At 61.2% G+C, this 24513-nt stretch carries 27 protein-coding genes and 1 riboswitch; of the genes, 13 read left to right on the top strand and 14 right to left on the bottom strand.

Features of this window, described 5'->3' with window-relative positions:
• The first annotated feature begins 49 nt into the window (after positions 1-49).
• Genes ACFQ6H_RS24785 through ACFQ6H_RS24770 form a run of 4 tightly spaced genes read left to right on the top strand, consistent with a single transcriptional unit; the run spans position 50 to position 1838 of the window.
• Positions 50-577, top strand: coding sequence for a DUF3558 domain-containing protein (locus ACFQ6H_RS24785; RefSeq protein ID WP_378649177.1), 528 nt, complete (start codon positions 50-52; stop codon positions 575-577).
• A gap of 7 nt (positions 578-584) precedes the next feature.
• Positions 585-947: a hypothetical protein gene (locus tag ACFQ6H_RS24780; protein ID WP_378649175.1), complete on the top strand. Its 363-nt coding sequence runs from the start codon at positions 585-587 to the stop codon at positions 945-947.
• Between the two features lie 8 nt (positions 948-955).
• Complete coding sequence (locus ACFQ6H_RS24775) at positions 956-1471, top strand: DUF3558 domain-containing protein (RefSeq protein ID WP_378649187.1); 516 nt, start codon at positions 956-958, stop codon at positions 1469-1471.
• Positions 1472-1478: 7 nt separating this feature from the next.
• On the top strand, positions 1479-1838 hold the full coding sequence (locus ACFQ6H_RS24770; protein ID WP_378649173.1) for a hypothetical protein: 360 nt from the start codon (positions 1479-1481) through the stop codon (positions 1836-1838).
• A 56-nt stretch (positions 1839-1894) separates the two neighbouring features.
• Here the strand turns inward: ACFQ6H_RS24770 and ACFQ6H_RS24765 are convergent, their stop codons facing one another.
• Positions 1895-2356 carry a 6,7-dimethyl-8-ribityllumazine synthase gene (locus ACFQ6H_RS24765; protein ID WP_070797143.1) on the bottom strand — a complete coding sequence of 154 codons (462 nt, stop codon included), beginning with the start codon at positions 2354-2356 and terminating at the stop codon, positions 1895-1897.
• Between the two features lie 46 nt (positions 2357-2402).
• Positions 2403-2915, bottom strand: coding sequence for an Lrp/AsnC family transcriptional regulator (locus tag ACFQ6H_RS24760; RefSeq protein WP_003941343.1), 513 nt, complete (start codon positions 2913-2915; stop codon positions 2403-2405).
• Between the two features lie 219 nt (positions 2916-3134).
• On the opposite strand from ACFQ6H_RS24760, the gene ACFQ6H_RS24755 reads away from it, so the two are divergent.
• The 3 genes from ACFQ6H_RS24755 to ACFQ6H_RS24745 all read left to right on the top strand — a co-directional run bounded on the left by ACFQ6H_RS24755 (position 3135) and on the right by ACFQ6H_RS24745 (position 6979).
• Entirely contained in the window at positions 3135-4250 is a 1116-nt protein-coding gene (locus ACFQ6H_RS24755) for a Glu/Leu/Phe/Val dehydrogenase (protein ID WP_378640125.1), read from the top strand.
• A gap of 129 nt (positions 4251-4379) precedes the next feature.
• On the top strand, positions 4380-5498 hold the full coding sequence (locus ACFQ6H_RS24750; RefSeq protein WP_378640127.1) for a methyltransferase: 1119 nt from the start codon (positions 4380-4382) through the stop codon (positions 5496-5498).
• 113 nt (positions 5499-5611) lie between these two features.
• Positions 5612-6979 carry an acetamidase/formamidase family protein gene (locus ACFQ6H_RS24745; RefSeq protein WP_378640129.1) on the top strand — a complete coding sequence of 456 codons (1368 nt, stop codon included), beginning with the start codon at positions 5612-5614 and terminating at the stop codon, positions 6977-6979.
• A 21-nt stretch (positions 6980-7000) separates the two neighbouring features.
• Here the strand turns inward: ACFQ6H_RS24745 and ACFQ6H_RS24740 are convergent, their stop codons facing one another.
• The 7 genes from ACFQ6H_RS24740 to ACFQ6H_RS24710 form a co-directional block, all read right to left on the bottom strand.
• Positions 7001-8347, bottom strand: a complete 1347-nt coding sequence (locus ACFQ6H_RS24740; protein WP_378640131.1) for a hypothetical protein — start codon at positions 8345-8347, stop codon at positions 7001-7003.
• A 212-nt stretch (positions 8348-8559) separates the two neighbouring features.
• Positions 8560-9042 (bottom strand): hypothetical protein, encoded by a 483-nt coding sequence (locus ACFQ6H_RS24735; RefSeq protein WP_378640133.1) that lies wholly within the window; start codon positions 9040-9042, stop codon positions 8560-8562.
• 165 nt (positions 9043-9207) lie between these two features.
• A complete protein-coding gene (locus tag ACFQ6H_RS24730; RefSeq protein ID WP_378539397.1) occupies positions 9208-9765 on the bottom strand; it encodes a LysM peptidoglycan-binding domain-containing protein in 558 nt (185 codons plus the stop codon).
• A 288-nt stretch (positions 9766-10053) separates the two neighbouring features.
• Positions 10054-10845, bottom strand: a complete 792-nt coding sequence (locus tag ACFQ6H_RS24725) for an ABC transporter ATP-binding protein (protein WP_378640135.1) — start codon at positions 10843-10845, stop codon at positions 10054-10056.
• Positions 10842-11645 carry an ABC transporter permease gene (locus ACFQ6H_RS24720; RefSeq protein ID WP_378649170.1) on the bottom strand — a complete coding sequence of 268 codons (804 nt, stop codon included), beginning with the start codon at positions 11643-11645 and terminating at the stop codon, positions 10842-10844. Before ACFQ6H_RS24720 ends, ACFQ6H_RS24725 begins: the two co-directional genes overlap by 4 nt.
• The gene (locus tag ACFQ6H_RS24715; protein WP_378539456.1) at positions 11623-12651 is read right to left on the bottom strand and encodes an ABC transporter substrate-binding protein; all 1029 of its coding nucleotides are present in this window, start codon (positions 12649-12651) and stop codon (positions 11623-11625) included. Before ACFQ6H_RS24715 ends, ACFQ6H_RS24720 begins: the two co-directional genes overlap by 23 nt.
• Positions 12651-13394, bottom strand: coding sequence for a TenA family protein (locus ACFQ6H_RS24710; protein WP_378649168.1), 744 nt, complete (start codon positions 13392-13394; stop codon positions 12651-12653). The genes ACFQ6H_RS24715 and ACFQ6H_RS24710 overlap by 1 nt, the downstream gene beginning before the upstream one ends.
• Positions 13382-13477: riboswitch (TPP riboswitch) on the bottom strand. Its footprint overlaps the gene before it by 13 nt.
• Before the next feature lie 130 nt (positions 13478-13607).
• On the opposite strand from ACFQ6H_RS24710, the gene ACFQ6H_RS24705 reads away from it, so the two are divergent.
• The gene (locus ACFQ6H_RS24705; RefSeq protein ID WP_378649166.1) at positions 13608-15176 is read left to right on the top strand and encodes a carboxylesterase/lipase family protein; all 1569 of its coding nucleotides are present in this window, start codon (positions 13608-13610) and stop codon (positions 15174-15176) included.
• Here the strand turns inward: ACFQ6H_RS24705 and ACFQ6H_RS24700 are convergent.
• Both ACFQ6H_RS24700 and ACFQ6H_RS24695 read right to left on the bottom strand, forming a co-directional pair.
• Complete coding sequence (locus ACFQ6H_RS24700; RefSeq protein ID WP_378549480.1) at positions 15169-16395, bottom strand: MFS transporter; 1227 nt, start codon at positions 16393-16395, stop codon at positions 15169-15171. The two genes, ACFQ6H_RS24705 and ACFQ6H_RS24700, sit on opposite strands and share 8 nt — an antisense overlap.
• 181 nt (positions 16396-16576) lie before the next feature.
• The gene (locus ACFQ6H_RS24695) at positions 16577-16846 is read right to left on the bottom strand and encodes a GNAT family N-acetyltransferase (RefSeq protein WP_007726096.1); all 270 of its coding nucleotides are present in this window, start codon (positions 16844-16846) and stop codon (positions 16577-16579) included.
• 575 nt (positions 16847-17421) lie between these two features.
• Between ACFQ6H_RS24695 and ACFQ6H_RS24690 the strand changes: the two genes are divergently transcribed.
• Positions 17422-17748 (top strand): hypothetical protein, encoded by a 327-nt coding sequence (locus tag ACFQ6H_RS24690; RefSeq protein ID WP_003941297.1) that lies wholly within the window; start codon positions 17422-17424, stop codon positions 17746-17748.
• Between the two features lie 26 nt (positions 17749-17774).
• Here ACFQ6H_RS24690 and ACFQ6H_RS24685 read toward each other — a convergent pair whose 3' ends face one another.
• Positions 17775-18398: a Type 1 glutamine amidotransferase-like domain-containing protein gene (locus ACFQ6H_RS24685; protein WP_378649185.1), complete on the bottom strand. Its 624-nt coding sequence runs from the start codon at positions 18396-18398 to the stop codon at positions 17775-17777.
• Positions 18399-18432: 34 nt separating this feature from the next.
• Positions 18433-19251 (bottom strand): maleylpyruvate isomerase family mycothiol-dependent enzyme, encoded by an 819-nt coding sequence (locus tag ACFQ6H_RS24680; protein WP_378649164.1) that lies wholly within the window; start codon positions 19249-19251, stop codon positions 18433-18435.
• Positions 19252-19442: 191 nt separating this feature from the next.
• On the opposite strand from ACFQ6H_RS24680, the gene ACFQ6H_RS24675 reads away from it, so the two are divergent.
• A complete protein-coding gene (locus ACFQ6H_RS24675; protein WP_378649162.1) occupies positions 19443-20981 on the top strand; it encodes an AMP-binding protein in 1539 nt (512 codons plus the stop codon).
• Between the two features lie 23 nt (positions 20982-21004).
• Here the strand turns inward: ACFQ6H_RS24675 and ACFQ6H_RS24670 are convergent, their stop codons facing one another.
• Entirely contained in the window at positions 21005-21442 is a 438-nt protein-coding gene (locus ACFQ6H_RS24670; RefSeq protein ID WP_378649160.1) for a DUF488 domain-containing protein, read from the bottom strand.
• A gap of 202 nt (positions 21443-21644) precedes the next feature.
• Between ACFQ6H_RS24670 and ACFQ6H_RS24665 the strand changes: the two genes are divergently transcribed.
• Genes ACFQ6H_RS24665 through ACFQ6H_RS24655 form a run of 3 tightly spaced genes read left to right on the top strand, consistent with a single transcriptional unit; the run spans position 21645 to position 24507 of the window.
• On the top strand, positions 21645-22754 hold the full coding sequence (locus ACFQ6H_RS24665; RefSeq protein WP_003941381.1) for a Re/Si-specific NAD(P)(+) transhydrogenase subunit alpha: 1110 nt from the start codon (positions 21645-21647) through the stop codon (positions 22752-22754).
• Complete coding sequence (locus tag ACFQ6H_RS24660) at positions 22754-23077, top strand: NAD(P) transhydrogenase subunit alpha (RefSeq protein WP_003941319.1); 324 nt, start codon at positions 22754-22756, stop codon at positions 23075-23077. The genes ACFQ6H_RS24665 and ACFQ6H_RS24660 overlap by 1 nt, the downstream gene beginning before the upstream one ends.
• The gene (locus ACFQ6H_RS24655; protein WP_230817005.1) at positions 23077-24507 is read left to right on the top strand and encodes an NAD(P)(+) transhydrogenase (Re/Si-specific) subunit beta; all 1431 of its coding nucleotides are present in this window, start codon (positions 23077-23079) and stop codon (positions 24505-24507) included. The genes ACFQ6H_RS24660 and ACFQ6H_RS24655 overlap by 1 nt, the downstream gene beginning before the upstream one ends.
• Positions 24508-24513 lie beyond the last annotated feature (6 nt).

Below are 24513 nucleotides of genomic sequence, written 5' to 3'. Positions count from 1 at the left end.
GAGCCTCCGGTGCATCCAATACAGTGGGTCCACATCAACAGGGGGTGCCATGCGGGGGTCGGTGGGGGTTGGGCGACTGCTCATGGCTGGGATGTTGGTGTGGGCTGCGGCAGGATGCAGCTCAGTCGTGGAGGGGGCGGCTGAGCCTGCATCCGGCCAAGAGGGTTTGTTCGATCCGTGCAAGGACATCCCGGACTCGGTTCTGGAAGAAGTGGGGCTTGATCCAGCGACTGAACGAGGCGGAATCGCAGGGGTAGAACAACCTGGGTGGAAGATCTGTAAATGGAGCGGGTCATGGTTCTACCTCACGGTCTATTCGACGACGTACACCATCGAGGATGTGCGTCGGAATTCTGACTATGGAGGCTTCGAAGATGTGACTGCTGGCACCCGCCGCGGAATCCAGTATCAACGCGTCGCCGACGAAGGTGGCGAAGGCTGTTACGTGACGTTCCCTGCGACACAGGGGTCGATTTGGATCAACGTCGAGAAGATTCTGTCCAAAGTTCAGAAAGATTCGAGTTGTGCCGTAGGTCTGCGTGCCTCGGTCGATCTCGATCCGGTGCTACCGAATTGAGGGTTTCATGAACTGGTCGGAATTGGGAAATGGCGTCACGGACCCAAGCCTTGTAGTTGATTACGACGTTGCCCTGGGTGTCGTGGCAGCGTGTGTTGCACTCATTGGCGAAATCGATCTTCTGACGGGTGAATTGGCCGGAATCGAAACAGTTGTAGGGATGGGGACCCTGCAATCCGGATTGGATTTGGCCGATAAATTCTCAAAGAAGGCCATAGGTGGGGAGGACTCGTTGGAGAAGGCGCTGAAGAGCCACGTCCAGGTTGTCACCGAGATGCGGGACTTTTTTCAGAAGTGTCTGGACAGTTACAGCGGTGTCGATACGTCCAACGCGGTCACACTCGCGGGCCAGGATCTTCCGGGTTCGTGAGTTCTCGGATGAAGGCCAACAGGGTGGCGGCCGTACTGTTCACGGCCGCACTGGCGGCGGGGTGCAGTGCATCGGTACGAGGGGCGCCGCAGCCTGCGTCGGGTCAAGAGGGTTTGTTCGATCCCTGCAAGGACATTCCGGACTCGGTTCTGGAAGAAGTTGGGCTTGATCCGGCTACCGAGGAAGCTGGTGCGGCGGGCGTGGAGCAGCCAGGATGGAAAATCTGTGGGTGGAGCGGGTCCTGGTATTTCTTGACCGTGTATTCATCGTCGTACACCGTCGACGATGTTCGACGGAATCCTGATTTCCGAGGGTTCGAGGAACTCAATGTCGGTGGGCGGCGTGGTATCGAGTATCAGCGCGTCGACGACGAGGACAACAATGGTTGCTACCTTGCTTTCTCGGTTGAACACGGCTCAATCTGGTTCAACGTAGAACGAAAGCTGTCTGAGGTTCGGCAAGAGTCCAGTTGTGTTTTTGTGCAGCGTCTGTCGGTCAATCTTGAACCGACGCTACCGAAATGAGGTCTCGGTGAGTTGGTCTGATCGAAGCAATGGGTCTGACGACTCGCGGCTGGAAGTTGAGCCAGACATCGCACGTGATGTGGTTGCGGCATGCAATGGACTTCTTGGCGAACTCGATCAGATGCGCAGAAATCTGTTCGTGATAGCGAATGTTTCTGGGATGGGAACGCTCCAATCTGGAATCAACCTGGCCGAGAAGTTCTCCAAGAAAGCTAAGGATGGTGAAGATTCGTTGGAGAAGTCGTTAAACAGCCACATCCAGGTAGTCACCGAGATGCGGGACTTCTTCCAGCAATGCGTCGACCGCTACGGCGAAGTCGACGACTCGAACGCCTCTGCGCTGGCTGGTGCTGAGACCCCTCGATAGACACAAAAAATCTCGCTGAGCCGATGGCATTCGACTCAGCGAGACTTGGGAAACGACTAGCTGGTGGGCAGGGCCTTCAACGACTTGACGGTGGCGTCGACCGCGCGAGCAGCCTCGGCGCCCTTCTTCACGAAATGCGTGCTGAAGTACTCGACGTGCTCGGCGTGCTCGTGGAAGTGATGCGGTGTCAGGACTACCGAGAAGACCGGAACGTCGGTGTCGAGCTGCACGCGCATCAGACCGTCGATGACAGCCGTCGCCACGAAGTCATGCCGGTAGATACCGCCGTCGACGACCAGACCTGCGGCGACGATCGCCTGGTAGCGGCCGGTCTTGGCCAACCGCCGAGCATGCAGCGGGATCTCGAAAGCCCCCGGTACCTCGAAGAAATCAACCGTGTCCTTTGGGTAGCCGAGCTCGACGATCGCGTCGGTGAATCCGTCGCGTGCACGGTCGACGATGTTGCGATGCCACGTCGCCTGAATGAACGCGATGCGCTGTCCCTGGATCTCACTCATAACCATGAAACTAGCGCACCGGGAAGCAACGCCGCGACCACCCGTCCTAGTCCTGCTGGCGGGGGAAGGCAGTCGAACGACCCCAGCCGGCGTCATTGGTGAGGTGCTCGAGGAGAGGCTGAATTCGATACGGAAGGGGATTGGTCAGAGCGATCGTCGTGGTGGAATGCGTGACGCCTGGAAGCGACACGATCTGCTCGGCCAACTTCTGCAATGCCGCGTGCGTCGACGTGGCAACCCGAACGAGCAGATCCTCGCGGCCGGTTGTGGCGTGAATTTCGATCACCTCGGGCAACTCGGTCAGACTGCGGGCCACTGCGCTGATCTTGCCCTGCTCGAGCTCCAGACCGACAAATGCCTGAATCGGGATACCGACCTCGGGGAGATTGAGATTCGGCCGAAACCCGGTGAGAAGTCCGTTGGATTCCATGCGCTTCATTCGCGACTGGACGGTGTTGCGGGCGACGCCCAACGAGTTGGCCAACTCGGCCACACTCATCCTCGAGTCCTTGCTGAGCAGTCCGAGCAACTGGACGTCGAGCTTGTCGATGCTGAGCACTTTGTGAACCTCTCCTCAGTGATATGAGTCACTGGATGATCGAATTGACTAGTTCAAGAGATTTGCATTGACCAAATCGTAACTCAGGCAGAGCATTGGTTCCACGAATTGCTCAGCGGGATTCTCTTTGGGTTATTTGTCCCTAATAGTACCCAATGGCCAATTCGTCCCAATATTTCGACTGCGCCCCGTTAATCCTTCGGAAAGGTCTATCCCACAATGACTCTCACCGCCGAGCCCGTGAACTCCGTTGTTTCCCATGACGACACTGCGGGCGTGTTCGATCGCGCCGACTACCTGCGCGATTACCCCCACGAGCAGGTGAGCTTCTTCCAGGATCCCGCGAGCGGCCTCAAGGCCATCGTCGCCATCCACTCCACGACGCTCGGCCCCGCGCTCGGCGGAACGCGCTTCTACCCGTACTCCGACGAATCCGCCGCAGTCACAGACGTTTTGCGCCTCTCGCGCGGCATGACCTACAAGGCTGCGGTTGCCGGCGTCGACCTCGGCGGCGGCAAGGCTGTCATCATCGGCGACCCCGCAACGGCCAAGACCGACGAATTGCTCGGCGCCTACGCAAAATTCGTCCAGACCCTCGGTGGCCGCTACATCACCGCTGGTGACGTCGGAACCAACTCCAACGATCTCGACATCATCGGTCGCAACACCGACTTCGTCGTCGGCCGCAATGCCACCGTCGGCGGTTCCGGCGACAGCGCGCCGATGACGGCCCTCGGCGTATTCCAGTCGATGCGCGCCGCAGCGCAGTCGCATTGGGGCACTCCGTCGCTCGCGGGCAAGACCGTTGGTGTCGAGGGCACAGGCAAGGTCGGCTACGAGCTGATCAAGCTCCTCCTCGCAGACGGCGCAACCGTTCTCGCGACCGACGTCAACGCCGCAGCGCTCGACCGTGTCAAGGCGGACTTCCCGCAGGTGAGCATCGTCGACAGCATCGTCGACGCCGATCTCGACGTTTACGCACCCTGCGCGATGGGCGCAACCCTCACAGACACGACCGCACGCTCGATCAAGGCCGAGGTTGTCTGCGGCGCTGCCAACAACCAGCTCACCGTCCCCGAGGTCGAGAACATCCTCCGTGACCGCGGCATCACCTGGACCCCTGACTACGTGGCGAACGGCGGCGGCCTCATCCAGGTCGCCGGCGAGCTGAAGGGCAACTCGGCCGAAGAGGTCAAGCTCAAGGTCGAGAAGATCTTCGACACGGTCACCGAGATCTTCGCGAAGTCGAAGAAGGACGGAATCCTCGCCGGCGAGGCTGCTGACGCGGTCGCCGAGGCTCGGATCGCCGAGGCAGCTCGCGTCGCCAAGGGCTGACATCCCTCTCACAGTCATGTAGCGCGGCCGGTCCCGACTAGTGTGGACACCAGACAAGCAGATTTTGCAGATCTGGACCACTTCAGCCGGTAGACCGGCCGCCATGCGTCGGACGCCGGAAGGGCTTACATGACTGAACAATTCGCTGTGTGGACCGAGAACGACGCCGAACAATCGGCCCGTTGGGGTTCGACGAGCAACGCCCCGGCGCCCAAGCGCATCGTCGTCGCCGACGACACGATGAAGGCCGACGACGCCTATCGCTTGGCGTGCGAAGGCACGGCGCTGCTGTGGCGCGGAGACTTTCAGAACGCTCGCCAACTGACGAAGGCCGTCGCGTCGCGCATCGACCGCAAGCCGCGCCGAGCCTCCGACGATCCGGCCAAAGCCTTCCATCTCCACCGGCAGACCCAAGGGCGTCGTGCGCAGATTCTCGGCATGCTGCTCATTCCCTTGGATGCAGATTTGTCGATTCCACTTCGGCGCTCCCCGGACGCGCAACTGGCGTTGACCGAAGCCTTCGGGATTACCGGTGAGCCGTCGGTTCGCTCGTTGCGTGACATCCTCGGCGCGATCGGCGCTCACGAGTGGCACCGCAAAGGTGTTTTCATCGAGGCTCTCGACGAGCGCATCCATCCCGCCTTCGGAGTGTTCTCACCCGTCCGCGGCGAGTATGTCGATCTGGTCGCGTCTGCACCACTGCCGTCGATGGAATCGGCTTTCGACATCGGCACCGGCACCGGCGTTCTTGCCGCCGTACTGGCGCAGCGCGGGGTCAAGACAGTGACAGCCACCGACCAGGACCCCCGGGCACTGCAATGCGCCCGTAGCAACCTCTCGCGGCTTGGCTACGGCGATCAGGTGAATGTGGTGGAAGCAGACCTCTTTCCCGAAGGCACCGCTCCGTTGGTGGTCTGCAATCCTCCCTGGATTCCGGCCAAGGCCACCTCGCCCATCGAATACGCCGTCTACGACCCCGCTGGAGCGATGCTGAAGGGCTTCCTGACTGGTGTCGCAGCGCATCTGGACGACGGGGGAGAAGCGTGGCTGATCCTCTCGGACATTGCCGAACATCTCGGTCTCCGAACGCGATCCGAACTGCACGACCTGATCGCGGCCGGTGGACTCACCGTTGTCGACCGCATGGACGTCAAGCCGACGCACGCAAAGGTCAGTGACCGAACCGATGCGCTTCACGCAGCCCGGGCAAGAGAGACGACCTCGCTCTGGCGGCTTCGCCGTCGCTGAATTCATTCTCAGTCAAAGGTATTTCCTTGCCATGAAATGGTAATGAACGAGTAACAAATCGGGTCTAGCTTTCTTCGCAGTCGCACATCGTCACGCACTCCGGAGGAAACTCGATGGAAAACACTCTTGCCCGCAACGCAGCCGAAGACCTGACGAAAGGACTTGGCCGACGCGGATTCATGAGGGCAGTCGCTGCCCTCGGCGCGGGCGTAGGAGTTGCCGGTGTGGCTTCGGGGTGCGCGCACTCGAACGCATCGCCGGCTGGATCATCCTCCTCTGCACTGCCATTCGCCGATGGTGTTCCGATACTGCAACCGGGCCGCGGAAATGTCAGCGGCGATCACTATCTGAGTTCGGATCCGTCGGACGTCATGTGGGGCTATGTGCCCAACATTCATACCCGCGAAGTGATGCGGATGAAGTCGGGCCAGACCGTCACCATCGACGCCCTCTCGCACGAGGGAATTCTCGAGGATCAAGGTCGCAATCCCCTCGAATACTTCGGCAGTAAAGGCGTTTCCGAGCAAGACGTGCTCGAGGACGCGATTGCCGTTGCGGCCGAATACAACCGAACCGAACGAAACTTCGACAAGGACGGCCCGCACGTCGTCACCGGACCCGTCTTCGTCGAGGGCGCACAGCCCGGGGACGTACTCAAGATCGAGACCCTCGAGGCCATTCCCCGCGTGCCGTACGGTGTTGTGTCGAGCAGACACGGCAAGGGCGCTCTCGCCGTCACGGCAGATGGAACCGCTCCGGCGGGAATCACTCTGGACGAAGTCATGCCGCCGGTCGCCACGGACGGGCGGGCGACAAAGGATCCGTTGAAGTACGGCGGTGTTTCCACTTTCACAGCGATCGAAGACGGCAAAGGCGTGATGCCCTTCGGAAAGTCGAAGGTGCGGTTTCCCTTGCGTCCGTTCATGGGAATGATGGGAGTTGCCTACTCCACGGACGCCGATCCGACATCCCCGTCGTCGAACTCCATTCCTCCGACGCTGGGCGGCGGGAACATCGACATCAGGCATCTCGGCGTCGGATCAACCTTTTACCTGCCGGTCTTTGCCGAAGGCGCCCTGTTCTACGTCGGTGACCCACACATGGCCATGGGCGATGGTGAGGCAGCGCTGACGGCGATGGAAGGTTCGCTGCGCGGCACGTTCCGACTGAGCGTGTGCAAGAAGGATTCCGGCGACGCCCCGTCGGTGGCATTCGGATACCCGTTCGCAGAGACCGAGGAGGCTTGGATTCCGATCGGCCTGTCCGACCCCAACGGTTCGGTCGACGGGCAGAACAGTGACCTCAACGGTGCCATGCGGCGCGCGGTGGTCAACGCGCTCGACTTCCTCGAGCATGATCGCGGAATGGATCGAGCGACGGCCTACGCCTATCTTTCTGCCGCAGCGGATTTCACGGTCTCACAGGTAGTCGATCGAACCGTGGGCGTCCACGGCCAGATCTTCAAATCCCACTTCGAATAGTGAGAAGGGCGATCCGTCGTCTCAGGACGGATCGTCGAAGAGGCTCTGCTGCAAGGGATCGGCGAACAGGCCCATCTGCTCAGGTTGCGGCTTCGCCGGTGTTTCGGTTCGAGAATTGGGCAGGACTACCAGTCGCAAAGCCCCGCGCAGGCGGTCGACCATGAGTTCCCACCCACCGACCTGATCCTCGTAGCCCGCAGCCTCTTCGGCGTCCCCGCGACTGTGGGCGTCGACGGCCTGACTACGCAGCTGAATCTGCCATTCGTTACTGATGTGGAGGAGCTGAAGAATCAGATCGCGATCGCGACCGCAGACATCCGCCACCGCATCGAGATCCTCGGCCACATCCAGATCGAGGTGCAGTAGGGTCTCGAGTTCGGGAGGCAGGTCCTCGGCCGTCAGATCGGGCTGTAGCGAGGAAGAATCACCGTTCTTGTTCGCGAAGAAGAGGTCTCCGCCGACACGTGCGGCGAATTCGTCGTCCACGGTGCGCAGGAAGGACGTCAAGGCCGCGCACGTATCCGTCAGTTGCTTCGGAACGAATGGTGAACCCGCTACCTCGAGGAACACCGACAAACGGTCGTCGATCAAGACGAACTTGATGCGTGACCATTTGCGGTTGAGATCGGCGATGACCTCGGCTGCGCGGGTGCGGTTGCTGATGTCCTGAACGAGCGGCGAGAACAACTGCACGTCCATGGACTCGGACAGCGGACCCACGAACATGACGGTCGAGCCGACACGAATTGGTATGTCCCCGTCGCTGTCCCGCTCGGGAAGAGTGCCGAGCATAGGAATCAATGCGAGAGTGACCAACTCCTTGAGATGGTCGATATCGGTGGGCATGTACGCCGCGGTGGGGTCGAGTGTCGGAAGTTCTGTCGACTCGACAACCGACGGATCGAAATCCGGAGTCTGCTCGTTGCCGGTGAGATCGCTGGCGAGGAAGGCCGGGTGCTGCACACCGAATACGTCACGGAAGGCGGCGACTGTCATCGCTGCGAGCTGATCGGCCCAGTTCTGTGCCTTGTCGACGCAGAAGGCGGGGGAGTTGTTCGGATCCTCGAGATTCTCGGACGGTGGGTTCCATCCCAGTGCGATCAACTTTTGTTCATCGGCGTCTTCGAGTCGATAGCGCGGATGAAGGAAGTCGTTGGAAGGAACCTCGCAGCGGACTGTGTTCTTGTCCCACACGAGGAACTGAACGCATGGCGCTGCGCCGTCAGCTGGATCGAAGTCGCCGGTGGACGATTCCACGGCAAGCACGTCGCCGTCGACCATGATGGAAATGTGATCGCCGAGGCGACGTTGAAATTCTGCCCATGCCCGGTCGACACTGACATCGAGATCGAAGCCCATTGCGCTCATCAGCCACCTCCTTCCGCAAAAGCTCAGACCTATACGGTAACGCGAGGCTCCGACAATGCTGCTGTCCTTTTCCGGTCGACCGGATTGCAGCGGGTCACAGGCCGTGCGGACGAGGAAGGTCGCCGCAGGTAGACCGCGTATTCGGGATCGGCGACTGAAGTGCTCCTGTAACCGCCGTCACGCCAGGTAATACGCGAGCGAATGAGCGAGAACTATCCGGCGAGAACGGGCGAGACTTCGACGACGGGCGGCGTGGACCCGGTCGTGACCACTGGGGTGGTGCTGGTCTTGGTAGTCGTGGCTGTCGCGGTCGGTGTTGTGGTCGCGGTGGCCGACGCGGAGGTCGTGGACGAGACCGGTGTTGTCGTGCTCGTTGCAGTAGTAGTCGAGGTGGCAGAACTCGTGCTTGTCGCGGTCACCACCAGCGGCTGATTGCGAGGAGCAGTCGTCTCGTCGGCGATTCGCCAGGTCGGCGTCGGCGGAATGACAACGGTAGGAACTGCCACCGAGCTGTAGAACGCGGCCGGTTCGATCCCGGCGACGGACTCCACGGAAACCGAGGAGACCAGAGCGGGAGGCTTCACCACAGGGCCGCCGGCACCGAATGCGCCGGCTGCTCCGCCGAAAACGAGGCCTGATGTCAGAGAGAGAGCGGCCACTGCGACAGCGCCGATCATGACTGTTCTGTCTTTCATGCACACCTGTCCTTCGGGAGCAGTACGGAAGTACTGTAGGCGAAAAGATGCCGCAATGGAGTATCAGGGCCTGCTGGGCGAGACACGAATCTGTGTGGCGTAGAACACAAAAGGCCCTGGGGGTCGACGCGAACGTCGGCACCCAGGGCCAGGTCAAGCAGTGAATCAGGCGGGGATCGTCAGTACCTGACCGGCGTTGATGAGATCCGGGTTCGGGATGCCGTTTGCATCCGCGATGCGCTGGTACTGGTTGCCGTCACCGTAGAAGCGCTCTGCGATCGCCCACAGGGTGTCGCCGCTTTCGACGGTGTAGCTCTGCGCTGCCGGAGCGGCGGGCGCAGGCTCGGGCTCCGGTGCCGGAGCGGGCTCGGGGGCAGCCTCGGCGGCCGGCGCCTCGATTGCGGTGTCCGAAGACCACAAAGCGTTTCCACCGGCGGACAGAACGACGTTGCGATCGTCCTGAACCGAGAGGGAGGCACCGTCGTTGCCTGCGGTCTGCGATGCCCACACGGCGTCGGAGTCCTTGTAGATGACGAAGTTTCCGTCAGCCTGCACCTCGGCGCGGTTGGCGCCGGATCCGTTGGTGCCTGCGGCCCAAACAGCCTGTCCACCCTCGGACAGGACCAGGTTGCCGTCGTCCTGCAAGCTGAGGGTGTACGCGCCGTTGTCGGACTTGAGTTCCTGGCCGACTCCGAGGCTCTGACCTGACTGCAGTGTGCTCACGCTGTCCCTTTCCAAATCTGTTGCGATGACTGTGCCTCCACGATTCCGCTTTACCGTCCAGTTACCTTCTGGCCGTTGGTCTCGTAGGCGACCGAGTGTACGTTACCGAAGAGTACAGAGAATTGTGCAGCGTTGACGGACTGCGTGTCGAGCGTTCGGATCTTGCTGATATTAAGGCGTTTTGGGCGAAAGTGCCGCGACATCCTACGCGAAGTTGCACCGTCGCGATGCACTTTCTCTTGAACGGCAGGTGAAATCGGCGCGCTCTCAGCGCATTTTCAGTAACCGCTAGGGGCGTAGCGACTTGCGCGTCTCGTCGTGGAGAACGGCAAGCAGTTCACGCTCGACGTCGGCGAACTCGGGCGTGGTGATCATGTCCAGCTCGCGTGGCCTCGGCAAGGGAACGTCGACGACGCACCTGACCGTGGCCGGACGCGCAGACAGAACGACCACGCGGTCGGACAGATAGATCGCTTCACGAATATCGTGGGTGATCATCAGTACGGTCCACCGGTACTGCTGCCACACGTCTTGCAGCCAGGCCTGCATCTCGGTGCGGGTCAACGAGTCCAGTGCGCCGAACGGCTCGTCGAGCAGCAGGACAGGTTTGCCCTGAACAACGGTGCGCAGCATCGCCGCTCGCTGGCGCATACCGCCCGAGAGCTGCGACGGCCGAGCGTCCTCGAATCCGGACAGGCCGAATGCCGGGAACAACTCACGAGCCCGCTCGCGTGCTTCCTTCTTGGCGACTCCCTGCACTTCCAAACCGAGGGCCGTGTTGTCCAAGACCGAGCGCCAGGGAAACAGCAGATCCTTCTGCGGCATGTACGCGGTGTGTACCTCGGCGGCTGCTTCGGATTCTGGTGCGCGCGTGCCCACACGGACCGAACCGGAGGTGGGAGATTCGAGCCCGGCAAGGACGTTGAAGATTGTGCTCTTGCCGCAACCGCTAGGCCCGATCACTGACACGAATTCGCCGGATTCGGCGGAGAATGACACCGAATCGAGCACGAGACGCGATTCTCCGGCAGTGTCGAACCTCTTGGTCAGGTCCTGGATTTCGACCATGGGGTCAGTCATGTTCGTGACCTTTCGTTCATCGCCCATGGTGCAACGATGCGCTCCACAGCGAACGTCAGCAAGTACAGCGTGACGCTGATCAATGCCGTCACCAGTACGGCCGCCAAGACCAGGTCGGTGCGGAAGGAGTTCTTCTGGGTGCTCATGTAGATACCCAAACCGGAAGTAGCGCCGACGTATTCGGAGAACACGGCACCCACCACCGCGTAGGTGATGCCGATACGTAGGGCAGTGAAGAATCGCGGAATCGCCGAAGGTAGGCGGACGTAGCGGAACTCCTGCCAGCGAGTGCTGCCCATGCTGCGCAGGAGAGCACCCGCCTCCCGGTCGGCCGCGGCAAATCCCTCGATGAGTCCGATTGTCATCGGGAAGAACGTCGCAAGGGCGATCACCAACACCTTCGGCAACAGCCCGAAGCCGAACCAGATGATCATCAGTGGCGCGATGGCGATGATCGGCAGCGTCTGCGAGACGACGAAAAGTGGTACCAGCGCGCGTGACAACCACGGCGAAAAGTCCACGACCACAGCAAGAATCCAGGCCAACACCAATGAAACAGTGAAGCCGACCAACGTGACCTGCAATGTCGACCAGGCGTGGCCGGAGATGATCTCGCGGTTGTCCCACCCCTGGGACAGAACGCGCCCCGGAGACGGAAGTACTTGCGGCCGAATCCCACTGATCTCGACGTAGATCTGCCACGCCGCCACGAGGAGCACCACCACGGCGAGCGCGGGAAGCGCCCGCCGCATGGTCGAGACCAACCGTCCGCTCACGTCAGGACGCGTCGAGATACTCATTGGTGAAGTACTCCGAGAAGTCCGGCTTCTGGGTCAACGGCTTCCCGTCGGGTCCGGCGAGCAATCCGTTCTCGAAGAGGAATCCCGAATAACCCGACCAGGTTTCGAGATTCTGGGCACCCACAACGCCGTTGGCGTCTTTCATGTAGTCGGCGGCGAGCATCCGCTGACTCTCACGCACGAGGTCTTCGTCGGTGAAAGCTCCGGGGTTCGCGTCGATGAGATCCTGCGCGGCCTGGTCCGGGTTGTCGGCAGCAGTCTGATATCCGCGTTGAACGGCTTTGACGAACTTGCGTGCCTCGTCGGGATGGTCCTTCAACCACTGCTGGTTGCCGTTGATCACGATCGAATACGCATCGGGGAAGCCGTAATCGGTGTACTGGAAGTACCGCATCGGAGTTCCGTTTCGCTCCGCTTCGAGGCCTTCCCAAGCAAAGTAGGAGACGGTGAAGTCTGCCTGGCCCGAGTACACGGCTTCGTACGCGGAAGTTCCGAGCGTGACCGTCGTGAAGTTCCCGGTCCCGCCGTCGTTGCGGATGATCTGCTGCAGCGTTTCGACTTCGCCGGGATCGCCGAACCCGGCGTACGTCTTCCCGTCGAGATCACGTGGGCGCGTGATGTCCGCACGATCCGCCTTCACACCGATGCCGGTGGCGCGGTGCTGAAGTGGCGCGATGACGGACGTAGTGGCGGCGCCGGCTGCACGGGCGAAGGTGGCCTGACTCTGTGTGCTGATGCCGAACTCCGCATTGCCGGCATCGACCAGGGTGTCGGGCGAGGTGTTGTTGTACGGCAGGATCGAGACGTCCAGGCCGGCGTCCTCGAAGTAGCCCTCTTGGAGTGCTACGTACAAACCGGTGTGGTTCGTGTTCGGTGTCCAGTCGAGTGCGAACCGAATGGTCCCGTCGGAAGAGCCGCTGTCAGAGGCGCATCCGGTCAGAACTGTGAACGCGGCTGCGATCGCGGCAGACGTGGCAAGCGTGCGGCGCAGCGCCGCAAACGACATCACGACGCCGGCCAAGGCTGCTGGTGGAGTGCGGAATCCCAGAACATCAGCTCGTAGCGACTGGCGATGCGGAACGCCTCACTCATCGCGTCACGCTCTGTCTCGGTGGCTGCTTCAGCGGCCGCGTCGACCAGTGCGCGAGCCTGCGCCACAGACTCGTGGAATTCGGGTGCGTCGTAGGTTGTGACCCACTGCGCGTACGGGTGTGACGGATCGGCGTCGAGCACCTCGCGCGCTGAAGCGGCAAGATCGCGGCCGACCTCGGCGTAGATCCAGAAGCAGGGGAGTACCGCCGCTGCGGAGACCGGGTAAGGCGAGGTTGCTGCAGTCGCCGTCAGATACGAGACGTATCCCAGGCAGGCCTGCGAATGCTCCAGTTTTCCCGATCCCGCGGGAAGAATTCCGCCGGTGAGCAGTCCGTCGTGAAGCGCAGATTCCACTGTCGCTGCCGTGGACGCGGAATTGGACCAGAAGCCCGCGGACTGCGGATCGGGTGCGTGCGCCGCGACCAGGGACAAGGCTTTCGAATATCCCTCGAGATAGAGCTTGTCCTGCTCGATGTAGGTGCGGAACGCGTCGAGAGGCAGTGTTCCGTCGCCGAGGCGTTTGAGGAACTCGAGCGAGTCGATCGACTCGCGGAGTGCCTTCGTCTCGGCCCAGAGTCGATCGGTGAACCGATCCGTCGACGGCGCTGTGGCCACCGAGTTTTCGGCAGAATTGTATGCAGGCTGCGTAGTAGCCATGACATCCCTTCGTCAGCATTACCTGATCAGGTTCCCGGGTGTGTTCTCAGCCCCGCCCATGCGGAGCACCCCGTGTCAGAACTAGGCGACCTTAACACCGAGCCTCTCCTTCGTCGGCGCCTACCTGGCAGTTGAGTAATCGGCGCGCACCGGCCTTAAGTTGGTACGTTTGGTCTTGTTTGCCACACGCGCGGGTCGGGAGGGGATTCAGACATGGAGACCGACGTTCGACCGAATCTTGGCGAGGACGGAACTCTCGTGATCCGTGCCCGAGGCGGAGAAGCCCGGGGATATCCGGATGGCGGAGTGTTCGCGTGGAAGGGCATGCCCTACGCATCAGCGCCGGTGGGTGAGCGGAGATTCCGCGCGCCGCAACCCGCAGGGCCGTGGGACGGGGTGCGCGACTGTCGTGAGTTCGGGCCGATCGCGCCGCAAGGGCAGAGTCCGGCGGTTCCGATCGACCGTGCTTTCAAGATCGACGAGGACTGTCTGTCGATCAACGTGTGGGCCCCGCGCCCCGACGGAACGCCGCGACCGGTGATGGTGTGGATTCACGGCGGTGCTTACTGCCTCGGGTCCGCCGCGCAAACAATCTACGACGGCCGTCATCTGGCTGAAACCGGAGACGTTGTTCTCGTCTCCTTCAACTATCGCGTCGGTGCCCTCGGATTCCTGGACCTGTCCGGATTCTCCACCGCGGATACCGTTTTCGAATCGAACTGTGGTCTGCGAGACCAGATTGCGGCACTCGAGTGGGTTCGAGACAACATCGACGCGTTCGGCGGAGATCCGGGAGCGGTGACCGTCTTCGGTGAGTCCTCCGGCGCAGGATCCATCACGACGCTCATGACCTGTCCCAGCGCCGAAGGTCTGTTCCACCGCGCGATCGCTCAAAGTCCGCCCGCGACCTCCGTCTACGGGGCCGAGCGCGCCAAGACCGTGGCGGAGCGGTTTCTCGAACTGCTCTCGATCGAGCCCGAAGATGCGGGCGATCTGCTGACCACGGATCTCGAACTTCTCGTCAAGGCAAGCGATGACCTGGTCAACGAAATCCCGACACGGATTCCGGGAACTTTGGCGATGGCGCCCGTCGTCGATCGCGATCTGGTGCCGCACTACCCGGTTGCGGCTTTCCAGAAGGGTTATGCGCACCGGATCCCGCTGATCATCGGTTCCAACAAGGACGAGGCGTCGATCTTCAAGTTCATGAAGTCGCCCCTGATGCCGGTGAGCGCGCAGTCCGTCGAGGCCATGCTGCAATTACTGGCCGACGATCACCCCGATATCTCCGCAACCAAACTCGCCGAGATCATGTCGGCTTACCCTGACCACGCGAAACCGAGTGGCGCGCTGGCACTCTCACGGGACGCGGCGTTTCGCATGCCGACCCTGTGGATTGCCGACGCTCACTGCAGGCATTCCCCCACCTGGGTCTACCGCTTCGATCACGCGACGCCGATGCTCAAAGCGGCACGGATCGGCGCGGGCCACGCGACCGAATTACCTTATGTATTCGGTAATTTCGGAACCCTGAACGTCGATCCCACGTTCTGGCTCGGCGGACGTAAGGCCGCGATGGAGGTAGCAGGGCGTATTCAACGGCGATGGCTGGCCTTCGCCAGGCATGCCGTGCCGGCGGCCCTCGACGGCTCGAAGCACTGGGCGCCGTACGAGGAAGAGAAGCGGTCGACGCTGTTGATCGACTCCGCCGACACCCTCGTCAGCGACCCCGATCACGGATTGCGCGTCGCCTGGGGCAACGACGTGATGGGGTTCAACTGACGTCGGTCGAGTGCCGCGGACGATCGAGTTCGCGAAGCACCGGCAGGGAAGCACAGACAGCGGCGATCAGGATGATCGGAATCGACAGGGCCACAAAGGTCGACGCGATTCCGAGTTGATCGAGCAGAGGGCCGACTGCAAGGTAGCCCAGCGGGCCGGCGGCGTAGGCCGTCGACGTCATGACACCGACGACGCGTCCGCGCATGTGCTCCGGGCTGTGCGTCTGCATGGCGTAGTTGGCGATCGGTCCGACCGGTCCGTAGACGAGACCCTGTAGCCCGGCGAGTACGAGGATCACCCAGAGCGGGGGGAGGAGCGCCATCGCGAGCATTGCGATGCCGAGAACGGCGACCGCAAAAATCATGATCAGGCGTCGGGACATGATCGGTGCGAGTGGAGCATAAGCGAGAGAGCCGATGATGCCGCCGATCGCCAAGGCCATCAGCACCGATCCGAGTTGGGCAGGTTGATCCAACTCGGTGAAGTACACCGGGAACACGACGCTCTCCACCGGCATGTAGAGCGCGACGACGGCCATGTCGATCAGAGCCAGAGTGCGGAGCAGTTTGTTGTTCCAGACGAACCGAAGACCGTCGAGGGTGCCGTGCCAGATCGATTTCGGCCGATGTTCGTGTTCGGGCACCCCGGCCCCGGGAAGCCGGATGAAGGCGACCACGACTATCGAGAACACAAAGCCTGCCGCCGTCACCCAGAGCGTGTTCACCGCTCCGATCGTTGCGATCAGGACACCGCCGATGCCAGGGCCGATCAGGTACGCGACATTGAAGTTGGCCTCGTACACACTGTTGGTTCGATCGAGTTTCCACTTGGCGGCCCGAGTTGCGGCGGGCAGCATCGACTCCCGCGCCGCCATTCCGGCGGGGTCGAACACGGCGCCGAGCGCGGCCAACGCCGCGATCACCGGGATGGTCAGGTCGGCAGTGGCCGCGATGATCGGAATCGTTGCTACCGACATCGCGGAGAGTGCGTCGGAAATCATCGAGGTACGACGACGTCCGAACTTGTCGACGAATGTCCCCGAGAACAAGCTCGATACGAGTAGCGGAATGGCTGCTGCGCCGGCCACTATCGCCGCGTCGGTGGCCCTGCCCGTTCGTTCGAGGACCAGCCAGGGGAGCACGACGATAGCGATACCGTTGCCGATCGCCGAGAACAGCGTCGCGAGATTGACCAGTACGAGAGGGAGATAGCTGGGAATAGCTACGTCCGAGGATGTAGGTGGACGCCGATCTGCTGAGGCGACCACGTTCTTTCCTTCCCCGAGATGGTGCCGACCAGGGTTTCGACTCGGATTTCGACGAGTTCGACGACGGCACCATCGACGCTAGCAGCGGGGTCTGCAGGTCCGCGAGTGGTTTTCGCGGATCGTCTTCGTTCGGTTATGCCTGGTAAACGGGGTTCTCTGCAACAAACTTCTCGACGTACGAGCACGTCGGAAGGATCTTCAATCCCTCGTTCCGGGTCTGATCGAGCGCTTCACGCACAACGATGGCGGCAAGCCCGCGCCCACGAAACTGCGGATAGGTCACCGTGTGGTGGAAATCACGGACGCCGGAATGGTCCGAGTACTCGGCAAAACCGGCGAGTTCGCCGTCGACTCGGATCTCGAAACGCGTTTCCGCGGGATTGTGCGCCACTGTCTCGGTCATCTTCGGGCTCCGTTTCGAAAGGGCGGCCGGCCGCGCCGCGCCGCGTCTGCGTTCTCTGGAGCACGCTACCTGGCAGGCCGCCCGCAATATCATTCGCTGACGTGGGATCCGTTACTTAGCGCAACTACAACTGGACGACCGTTCAAGGGACCTTCGTCGCCACGGAGAACGAACAAAACTGGTCTGTACGTGCCGATTTGTCCGTGCTTTCATGCCCACATCCGGTGATACATATGCATTGTGATCGTAAACATCCCAACATGTGGAATGTGTCACAAACTTTTTTGTCGTCTGTTCGGATGCTTTAAGAAGAGGGCCTGAACCGGGCAATTTGCAGGTCAGCGGCGCGCTGATCGCGTGTCGGTGTTAGGTGCAAGGTGCCGAAAACCCCATGGGTATTGCCTTGGTCATCAGATCGTTTCTTGGACGTGATCCCAAAGACCCGCTCGGGGGGTTAGCGTTTGAATCGTCGGGGATAGAAGAAGCGTTACACCTTCGCCGGAAGAACTTTTGGCGCGGCGCAACAACGGTTCGATTTCGAGTCTTCGTCGGACAACTTCGAGGAAGGAACGCACATGATTTTCGGGCAGCGTGAGTCGAACAGTTACTTTGCCGCAATTTTTTCGTACGACTTCCTTGACGAAGGTCTGGGATACGAGACCATCGCTCGGATTCACCGGGGTGAGATCTGCGAGTGGATTCGCGATCTCGAGGCTTCCGGTTTGTTCTCCGCTGCAGAGGTCCACGCCGCTGAGCTTGCATGGCGAGAGAATCCACGCTTGCTCCTCGACGCTCTACTCGAGGACGCCGACGAGGTCTCGGTCAAGCGCTGGGAGATTGCGTGGACGAGGCTCGAGCGCCAGTCGCCGGCGGCCGGAACCGCGGTGGCAGAGCACGGCTGACGCTCAGCTGAGATCTAGTCGACGGCTCAATCGTCGACTAGAACCGCGTCCTGATCGGTGAGCACGGTGAATTGCGCGCCCGCAGTGGTCAGCGCCGCAACCGTCCGAGCGGTTATCTGGGGATCTTCGAGTAACGAATCGCCGCCGTGCGGCACTATCGCGAAGTCGACGAGCGCGAGCCCGGACCAGATCGGGTCGATACCGCACGTAGGCATGACTTCAGCGGGGTCGTCCGACGCGTCCAGCCCGATCAGAGTCGGAGTCACGAGGCACGCTCCCGCACTGTATCCCGCATAGGCCGCAGCACCGGAACGAACCAACATCTCGATGACCCGATCTGCGCCGCTTCGGGCTAACTGTGCACGCAGGACGAACGTATTTCCGCCGCGGACCCACAGGCAGTCGAATTCACGAAGCCGGACTTCGAGTGCTTCCGGTGCACCCAGGAAATCACGGACGTCCACTTCCTCCGCTGTGAAGCCCGCTGCTCGTAATGGGGTCAATTCGCTTGTGACTGCCGAACTGCGGGCATTGAGCGGCCATGAATCAGCAGCCGCGGCGATTACCGCTATGCGAGCGCCGCGGCCTACGAGATCGACAAAAGCCTCGGCGTGATCGCCGAATCTGTAGGACGAGAGAAACAGCTTCACCACTCAGTACCCTCGCGACCGGCTCACCCAACCCTCAAATCGTGAACGCCAGATTGTCGACGACGCGTGTGCCCACCGTGACGTCACCGCGAAGCGAGATGTCGGTTCGGTGATCGGACGCGTGGACGCGGCCACCGGCAATTCGGGTGAAGAGCGGTGAGCTCATCGTGATGGTCGTTGTCGCCGGACTGTCCAGTTCCTCGACGAGTGATGCGCGCGCGTCGACCGAGACGTGGAGTGAACGAGCAAGGGGCCCTTCGAGTTCGAAAGTGATCCGTGCTCCCTCTGGAGCCTTTCCTCGTTTTCCGACGACGAATCCGAGCGCGCTGGTGATTTCGCCGAATGCAGTCTCCGCGCGCAATCCGCCTTCTTCGCCCGGAATGCCAACTGCATCTCTGATGTCGAGTTCGTGCATCCAACAGTCGAAGGTCCGAATACGCATGAACCGGCCATAGGGCGCAAGACCGACCGGTGTTTGTGTGTCGGCGTCCCAGTCCGCGCTGGTCATCGAGCGCAACGCTTCGGTTCGCTCGGCGGTGATGTCGCGATATCGGGCCAGCAAGTCAGCGTGCGGTGTCCGCCTCAGGCCTTCGACCCAGCGCTCGTTGAACGCCGCAATCTCGTTGTGGACGTGGGGCAATGCGTGCACGTCCAGGTCGATCGACGGCGGATTGATGCCCGCGAGCAGTGATTCCGTACCGATCAGGTGGGACACGATATCGTGAACCGTCCACCCCGGTAGGTTCGACGGAGCCAACCACTGATCGCCGTTGAGTTCGGCAAGCAGTGCGTCGATGACACTCCATTCCTCGGTCAACGCGTCGACTACTGAGTCCTGGGGCCAACCACTCATGTGGACATCTCCTGTTTCGGACGGTGCGGTTCTCCTCACTGTATGTCGCGGCGGATAAGTGAGCGGGGATTCCCAGGCTTCGAGTCGGTGTCGCCAAACATCCGAGGGAGGCAGAGTTCCTGTGGTAGACCAGGATTGTCGACGCCGAAGCAGGCTCACGCGGCGTTGTCGTCACCGACAGAGGAGTCTTCGTGTTTCCAGGAAATTTTGTCCAGTCCACGCCGGACAAGCCCGCCGTCATTCGCCCGGCGACGGGTGAGTCCATCACCTATCGGGAACTCGACGAACGGTCGACGCAGTTGGCGCGATACTTCCGAAGTGTCGGTGCCAAGCCTGGGGACCACGTCGCTCTCATCTCGAACAACGATCTCCGGGCGTTCGAGGTGTACTGGGCAGCGTTGAGGTCAGGCCTCTACATCACCGCGGTGAACTGGCATCTCACCGCTTCGGAGGCTGCCTACATCGTGGACGACTGCGAGGCGACAATTCTGGTCGCGTCAGGGCAGGCGTCGGCAGCAGTTCCGTTGGACGAGAATCTGATTCCGCGTGTTCGTCATCGATTGGTGTACGGCGGCACTCTCGACGGTTTCGACGACTACGAGGAGGCGATCGACGCTCAGTCCGCCGATCCACTCGATTCACAGCCACGTGGGGCGGACATGCTGTACTCGTCCGGAACCACCGGCAGGCCCAAGGGGATCAAGGGAGATCTTCCGGAGGGTGAGGTGGACACCACCATGGATCCGTACACAGCGGTATTTGCGCCGATGTACGGGTTCGATTCCGACACAGTCTATTTGTGCCCGGCGCCGGTCTATCATGCGGCGCCCCTGCGCTTTTGCGGCGTGATCAATTCGGTCGGCGGAACCGTGATCTTGATGGATGCCTTCGAAGCCGAGACTGCGCTGGAATTGATCGGTAAATACGCTGTGACGCACAGTCAGTGGGTGCCGACGATGTTCGTTCGAATGCTGAAACTTCCCAAGAAGACCCGCGATCGTTACGACGTCTCGACGGTCAAAGTCGCAATTCACGCTGCTGCTCCTTGCCCACCCGAAGTGAAGACGGCAATGATCGACTGGTGGGGGCCGGTGATTCACGAGTACTACGCCTCGACCGAGGGGTCGGGAGCCACCTTCATCAACAGTGAGCAGGCCTTGTCACATCCGGGTTCCGTCGGTCGTGACGGAGTGATGGGGATCGTGCACATCTGTGACGACGGTGGGCGCGATCTTCCGGTCGGCGAGATCGGTACCGTGTTCTGGGAACGAGAGACTCTGCCGTTCCGTTACCACAACGATCCCGAGAAAACGGCTGCCGCGCAGCATCCCGATCATCCGACGTGGACGACAAGTGGAGATATCGGATACATCGATTCCGAGCGCTTTCTTTATCTGACCGATCGCGCGGCATTCACGATTATCTCTGGCGGCGTCAATATCTATCCGCAGGAGTCCGAGAACATCCTCACCTTGCATCCGAAGGTGTTCGACGTGGCAGTCATCGGTGTTCCCGATGAAGAAATGGGTGAACAGGTCAAGGCGGTTGTCCAACTTGCGGAGGGAATCGAGCCGAGCGCCCATGTCGCCGAGGAATTGCTGGAATACGTCCGCAGCCAGGTTGCACATTTCAAAGCTCCGAGAAGCATTGACTTTGCCGACGAATTGCCTAGGACCGCGACAGGAAAACTCGTGAAGCACAAGTTGCGGTCTCAATATGTGAGCAATTGACCCTCAGGCGAAATGCTAGGACATCAGAGTATTTCTGCAAGATAGTCGGCAAGGACCTGCGCATGGCTGTATGGCAGGTCCTTGCTTGCTGTCAGCAGGACAACGGGTCGAGCATCCGATGTCGGTGCGATGCGTTGGACGTATTCGCGAACGGGAGATGCATCTAATTCGTCGATGTATCTGCTTTTGAATGCGTCGAAACGGGTGTGGTCGTGGCCGTACCATTTTCGCAATTCAGGGGAGGGTGCCAAGTCCCTCGGCCAGTCGTCGTACTGCAGGTTTTCGCGTTTGACGCCGCGTGGCCAAAGTCGGTCGACGAGGAGGCGGACGGCGTTACATTCGGAAGCAGGTTCGTAAACTCGCTCGACGGTGATGATTCGGCGCGCCATTGTGATGCCTTTACGTCTTTCGGCCGTTTCAAATAGTGGAATAGCCCGCCATTCGAGTGTGATCGGCCTCACAGTAGGCTTCTCCGGGTATGTCCAAACATACTGTTCGGACTCGATTCAGATGGAGAAAGTGCGTCGCCGGTTTCCCTACGCCGCGGTAACTCTGGCTACTATCAGTCACCATTCACCCAAAAGCGGGTCATCTTCCGCTCATCACATGCTGGTTGCCGCTCGTCGCAGCAGGCGAACCACCAACCGCAGAAGGTAATGGAAAATGGAAACATCGAAGAGCGCACAAGTGCGTCCGTCGGTCGGCGTCCCTCGAGAATCGAGTGACGGTGAGCGTCGGGTCGCGTTGGTGCCCAAAATTGTGTCCGCTTTGATCGGCAAGGGTGTCGACGTCGTCGTCGAGTCCGGGGCTGGTCTCGGGGCGTTGATTCCCGACGAGCTCTACACCGCTGCCGGCGCGAAGATCGGCGATCCGTGGACTGCTGACGTGGTGGTCAAGGTCGCGCCCCCGTCGACGGAAGAGATCGCCCGGATCAGCACCGGCGCGAAGCTCATCGGATTCTTGAATCCGCGTAATGCAGACAACCGCATCGCCGAATTGAAGGCCGCCGGGATCGAGGGATACGCCGTGGAGGCGATTCCTCGTATCTCCCGCGCGCAGGTGATGGACGCGTTGTCCTCGCAGGCGAACGTGTCGGGGTACAAAGCTGTTCTGTTGGCGGCATCGGAGTCGACGCGGTTCTTCCCGATGCTCACCACCGCTGCGGGCACGGTGAAGCCTGCGACCGTTCTGGTGCTCGGAGTGGGTGTGGCAGGTCTGCAGGCGCTGGCGACAGCCAAGCGTCTCGGTGGCCGCGCTACCGGGTACGACGTGCGCCCTGAGGTCGCAGACCAGGTGCGTTCGGTGGGTGCACAGTGGCTCGACCTCGGAATCGATGCAGCCGGCGAAGGTGGCTACGCCCGCGAGCTGACCGACGACGAGCGCGCGAAGCAGCAGCAGGCACTCGAAGACGCGATCAAGGGCTTCGACGTCGTGATCACCACGGCTCTGGTTCCGGGGCGTCCCGCGCCGCGCCTGGTCACCGCAGCCGCGGTCGAAGGGATGAAGCCGGGCAGTGTCGTGGTCGACCTCGCGGGTGAAACCGGTGGTAACTGCGAGCTGACCGAGCCGGGTCAAACCGTCGTCAAGCACGGCGTGACCATCTGCTCTCCGTTGAATTTGCCGGCGTCCATGCCTGAGCATGCGTCGGAGTTGTACTCGAAGAACATTTCCGCGCTGATCGAACTCATGCTCGTCGAAGGTGCCTTGGCGCCTGATTTCTCCGACGAGGTTCTGGCCGGTGCGTGCGTCACCCGTGAAGAGAAGGGCGCCTGATGTACACATCACTTCTGGCGAACATCGCGATCCTGGTGTTGTCCGGATTCGTCGGTTTCGCTGTGATCTCCAAAGTTCCGAACACCCTGCACACCCCGCTGATGTCCGGTACGAACGCCATCCACGGCATCGTCGTCCTGGGTGCGTTGGTCGTCCTGGGCAAGGTGCACGATCCTTCGATCGGGTTGCAGATCATCTTGTTCGTCGCGCTCGTCTTCGGAACCGTGAACGTTGTCGGTGGTTTCGTGGTCACGGACCGCATGTTGGCGATGTTCAAGGCCAAGCCGGCCGCCAAGTCTGTGTCGAAGGATGGTGACCAGTAATGGAATACCTGGTCAATGCGCTCTACATTGTCGCGTTCTCGATGTTCATCTACGGCCTCATGGGTCTTACCGGCCCGAAGACCGCAGTCCGCGGCAACCAGATCGCCGCGGTCGGCATGCTCATCGCCGTCGTTGCAACTCTGATCTCCATTCGTGATGCGGAGATGGGGAACTGGATCCTCATCGCTGCCGGCCTTGTCATCGGTGTCGTGCTCGGTGTGCCGCCGGCGCTCCGCACGAAGATGACGGCCATGCCGCAGTTGGTCGCACTGTTCAACGGTGTGGGTGGCGGCACCGTCGCGTTGATCGCGTACGCGGAATTCCTGGACTCGGACGGGTTCACCGCATTCCAGCACGGTGAGTCGCCGACGGTGCATATCGTCATCGCGTCGCTCTTTGCCGCGGTGATCGGATCGATCTCCTTCTGGGGCAGCGTGATCGCGTTCCTGAAGCTGCAGGAAACCCTGCCTGGTCGTCCGATCGGAATCGGTAAGCTCCAGCAGCCGCTCAATGCTCTGCTGCTCATTGCCGCTATCGCGTTCTCGGTGATCATTGGTATCAAGGCGATCTCGCCGGAAGGTCCGACAAGCTCACTGTGGATCGTCGGCGTGCTCGTTCTCTCGGGCATCCTCGGACTGATGGTCGTGCTGCCCATCGGCGGCGCGGACATGCCCGTCGTTATCTCGCTGCTCAACGCTCTCACCGGTTTGTCGGCTGCTGCTGCAGGTTTGGCGCTCAACAACCAGGCGATGATCGTCGCCGGCATGATCGTCGGTGCTTCGGGCACGATCTTGACCAACCTCATGGCCAAGGCGATGAACCGGTCCATCCCGGCCATCGTCGCCGGCGGCTTCGGTGGCGGCGGCGGAGAAGCGCCGTCCTCCGACGGTGTCGTGCGCACGGCAAAGGCGACCTCGGCGGCCGACGCGGCTATCCAGATGGCCTACGCCAACCAGGTCATCGTCGTCCCCGGATACGGACTTGCCGTCGCGCAGGCTCAGCACGCAGTCAAGGACATGGCGAAGTTGCTCGAGTCGAAGGGCGTCGAGGTCAAGTACGCCATTCACCCGGTCGCCGGTCGTATGCCCGGTCACATGAACGTTCTTCTTGCAGAAGCGGATGTCTCGTACGACGCGATGAAGGAAATGGACGACATCAACGACGAATTCGCGCGTACCGACGTCACCTTGGTGATCGGCGCGAACGATGTCACCAACCCGGCGGCGCGCAACGATCCGAGCTCACCGATTCACGGAATGCCGATCCTCAACGTCGACCAGTCGAAGTCCGTCATCGTGCTCAAGCGCTCGATGAACTCCGGTTTCGCCGGTATCGAGAACCCGCTCTTCTTCGCCGAGGGCACCTCGATGCTCTTCGGTGACGCCAAGAAGTCGGTCTCCGAAGTTACCGAGGAACTCAAGGCGCTGTAGCGCTGG

It is taken from the genome of Rhodococcus sp. NPDC056506 (assembly GCF_042794945.1).
GTDB lineage: Bacteria > Actinomycetota > Actinomycetes > Mycobacteriales > Mycobacteriaceae > Rhodococcus_F.
The sequence above is the reverse complement of the archived record's forward strand: the minus strand, read 5'-3'. Positions and strand labels throughout refer to the sequence as shown.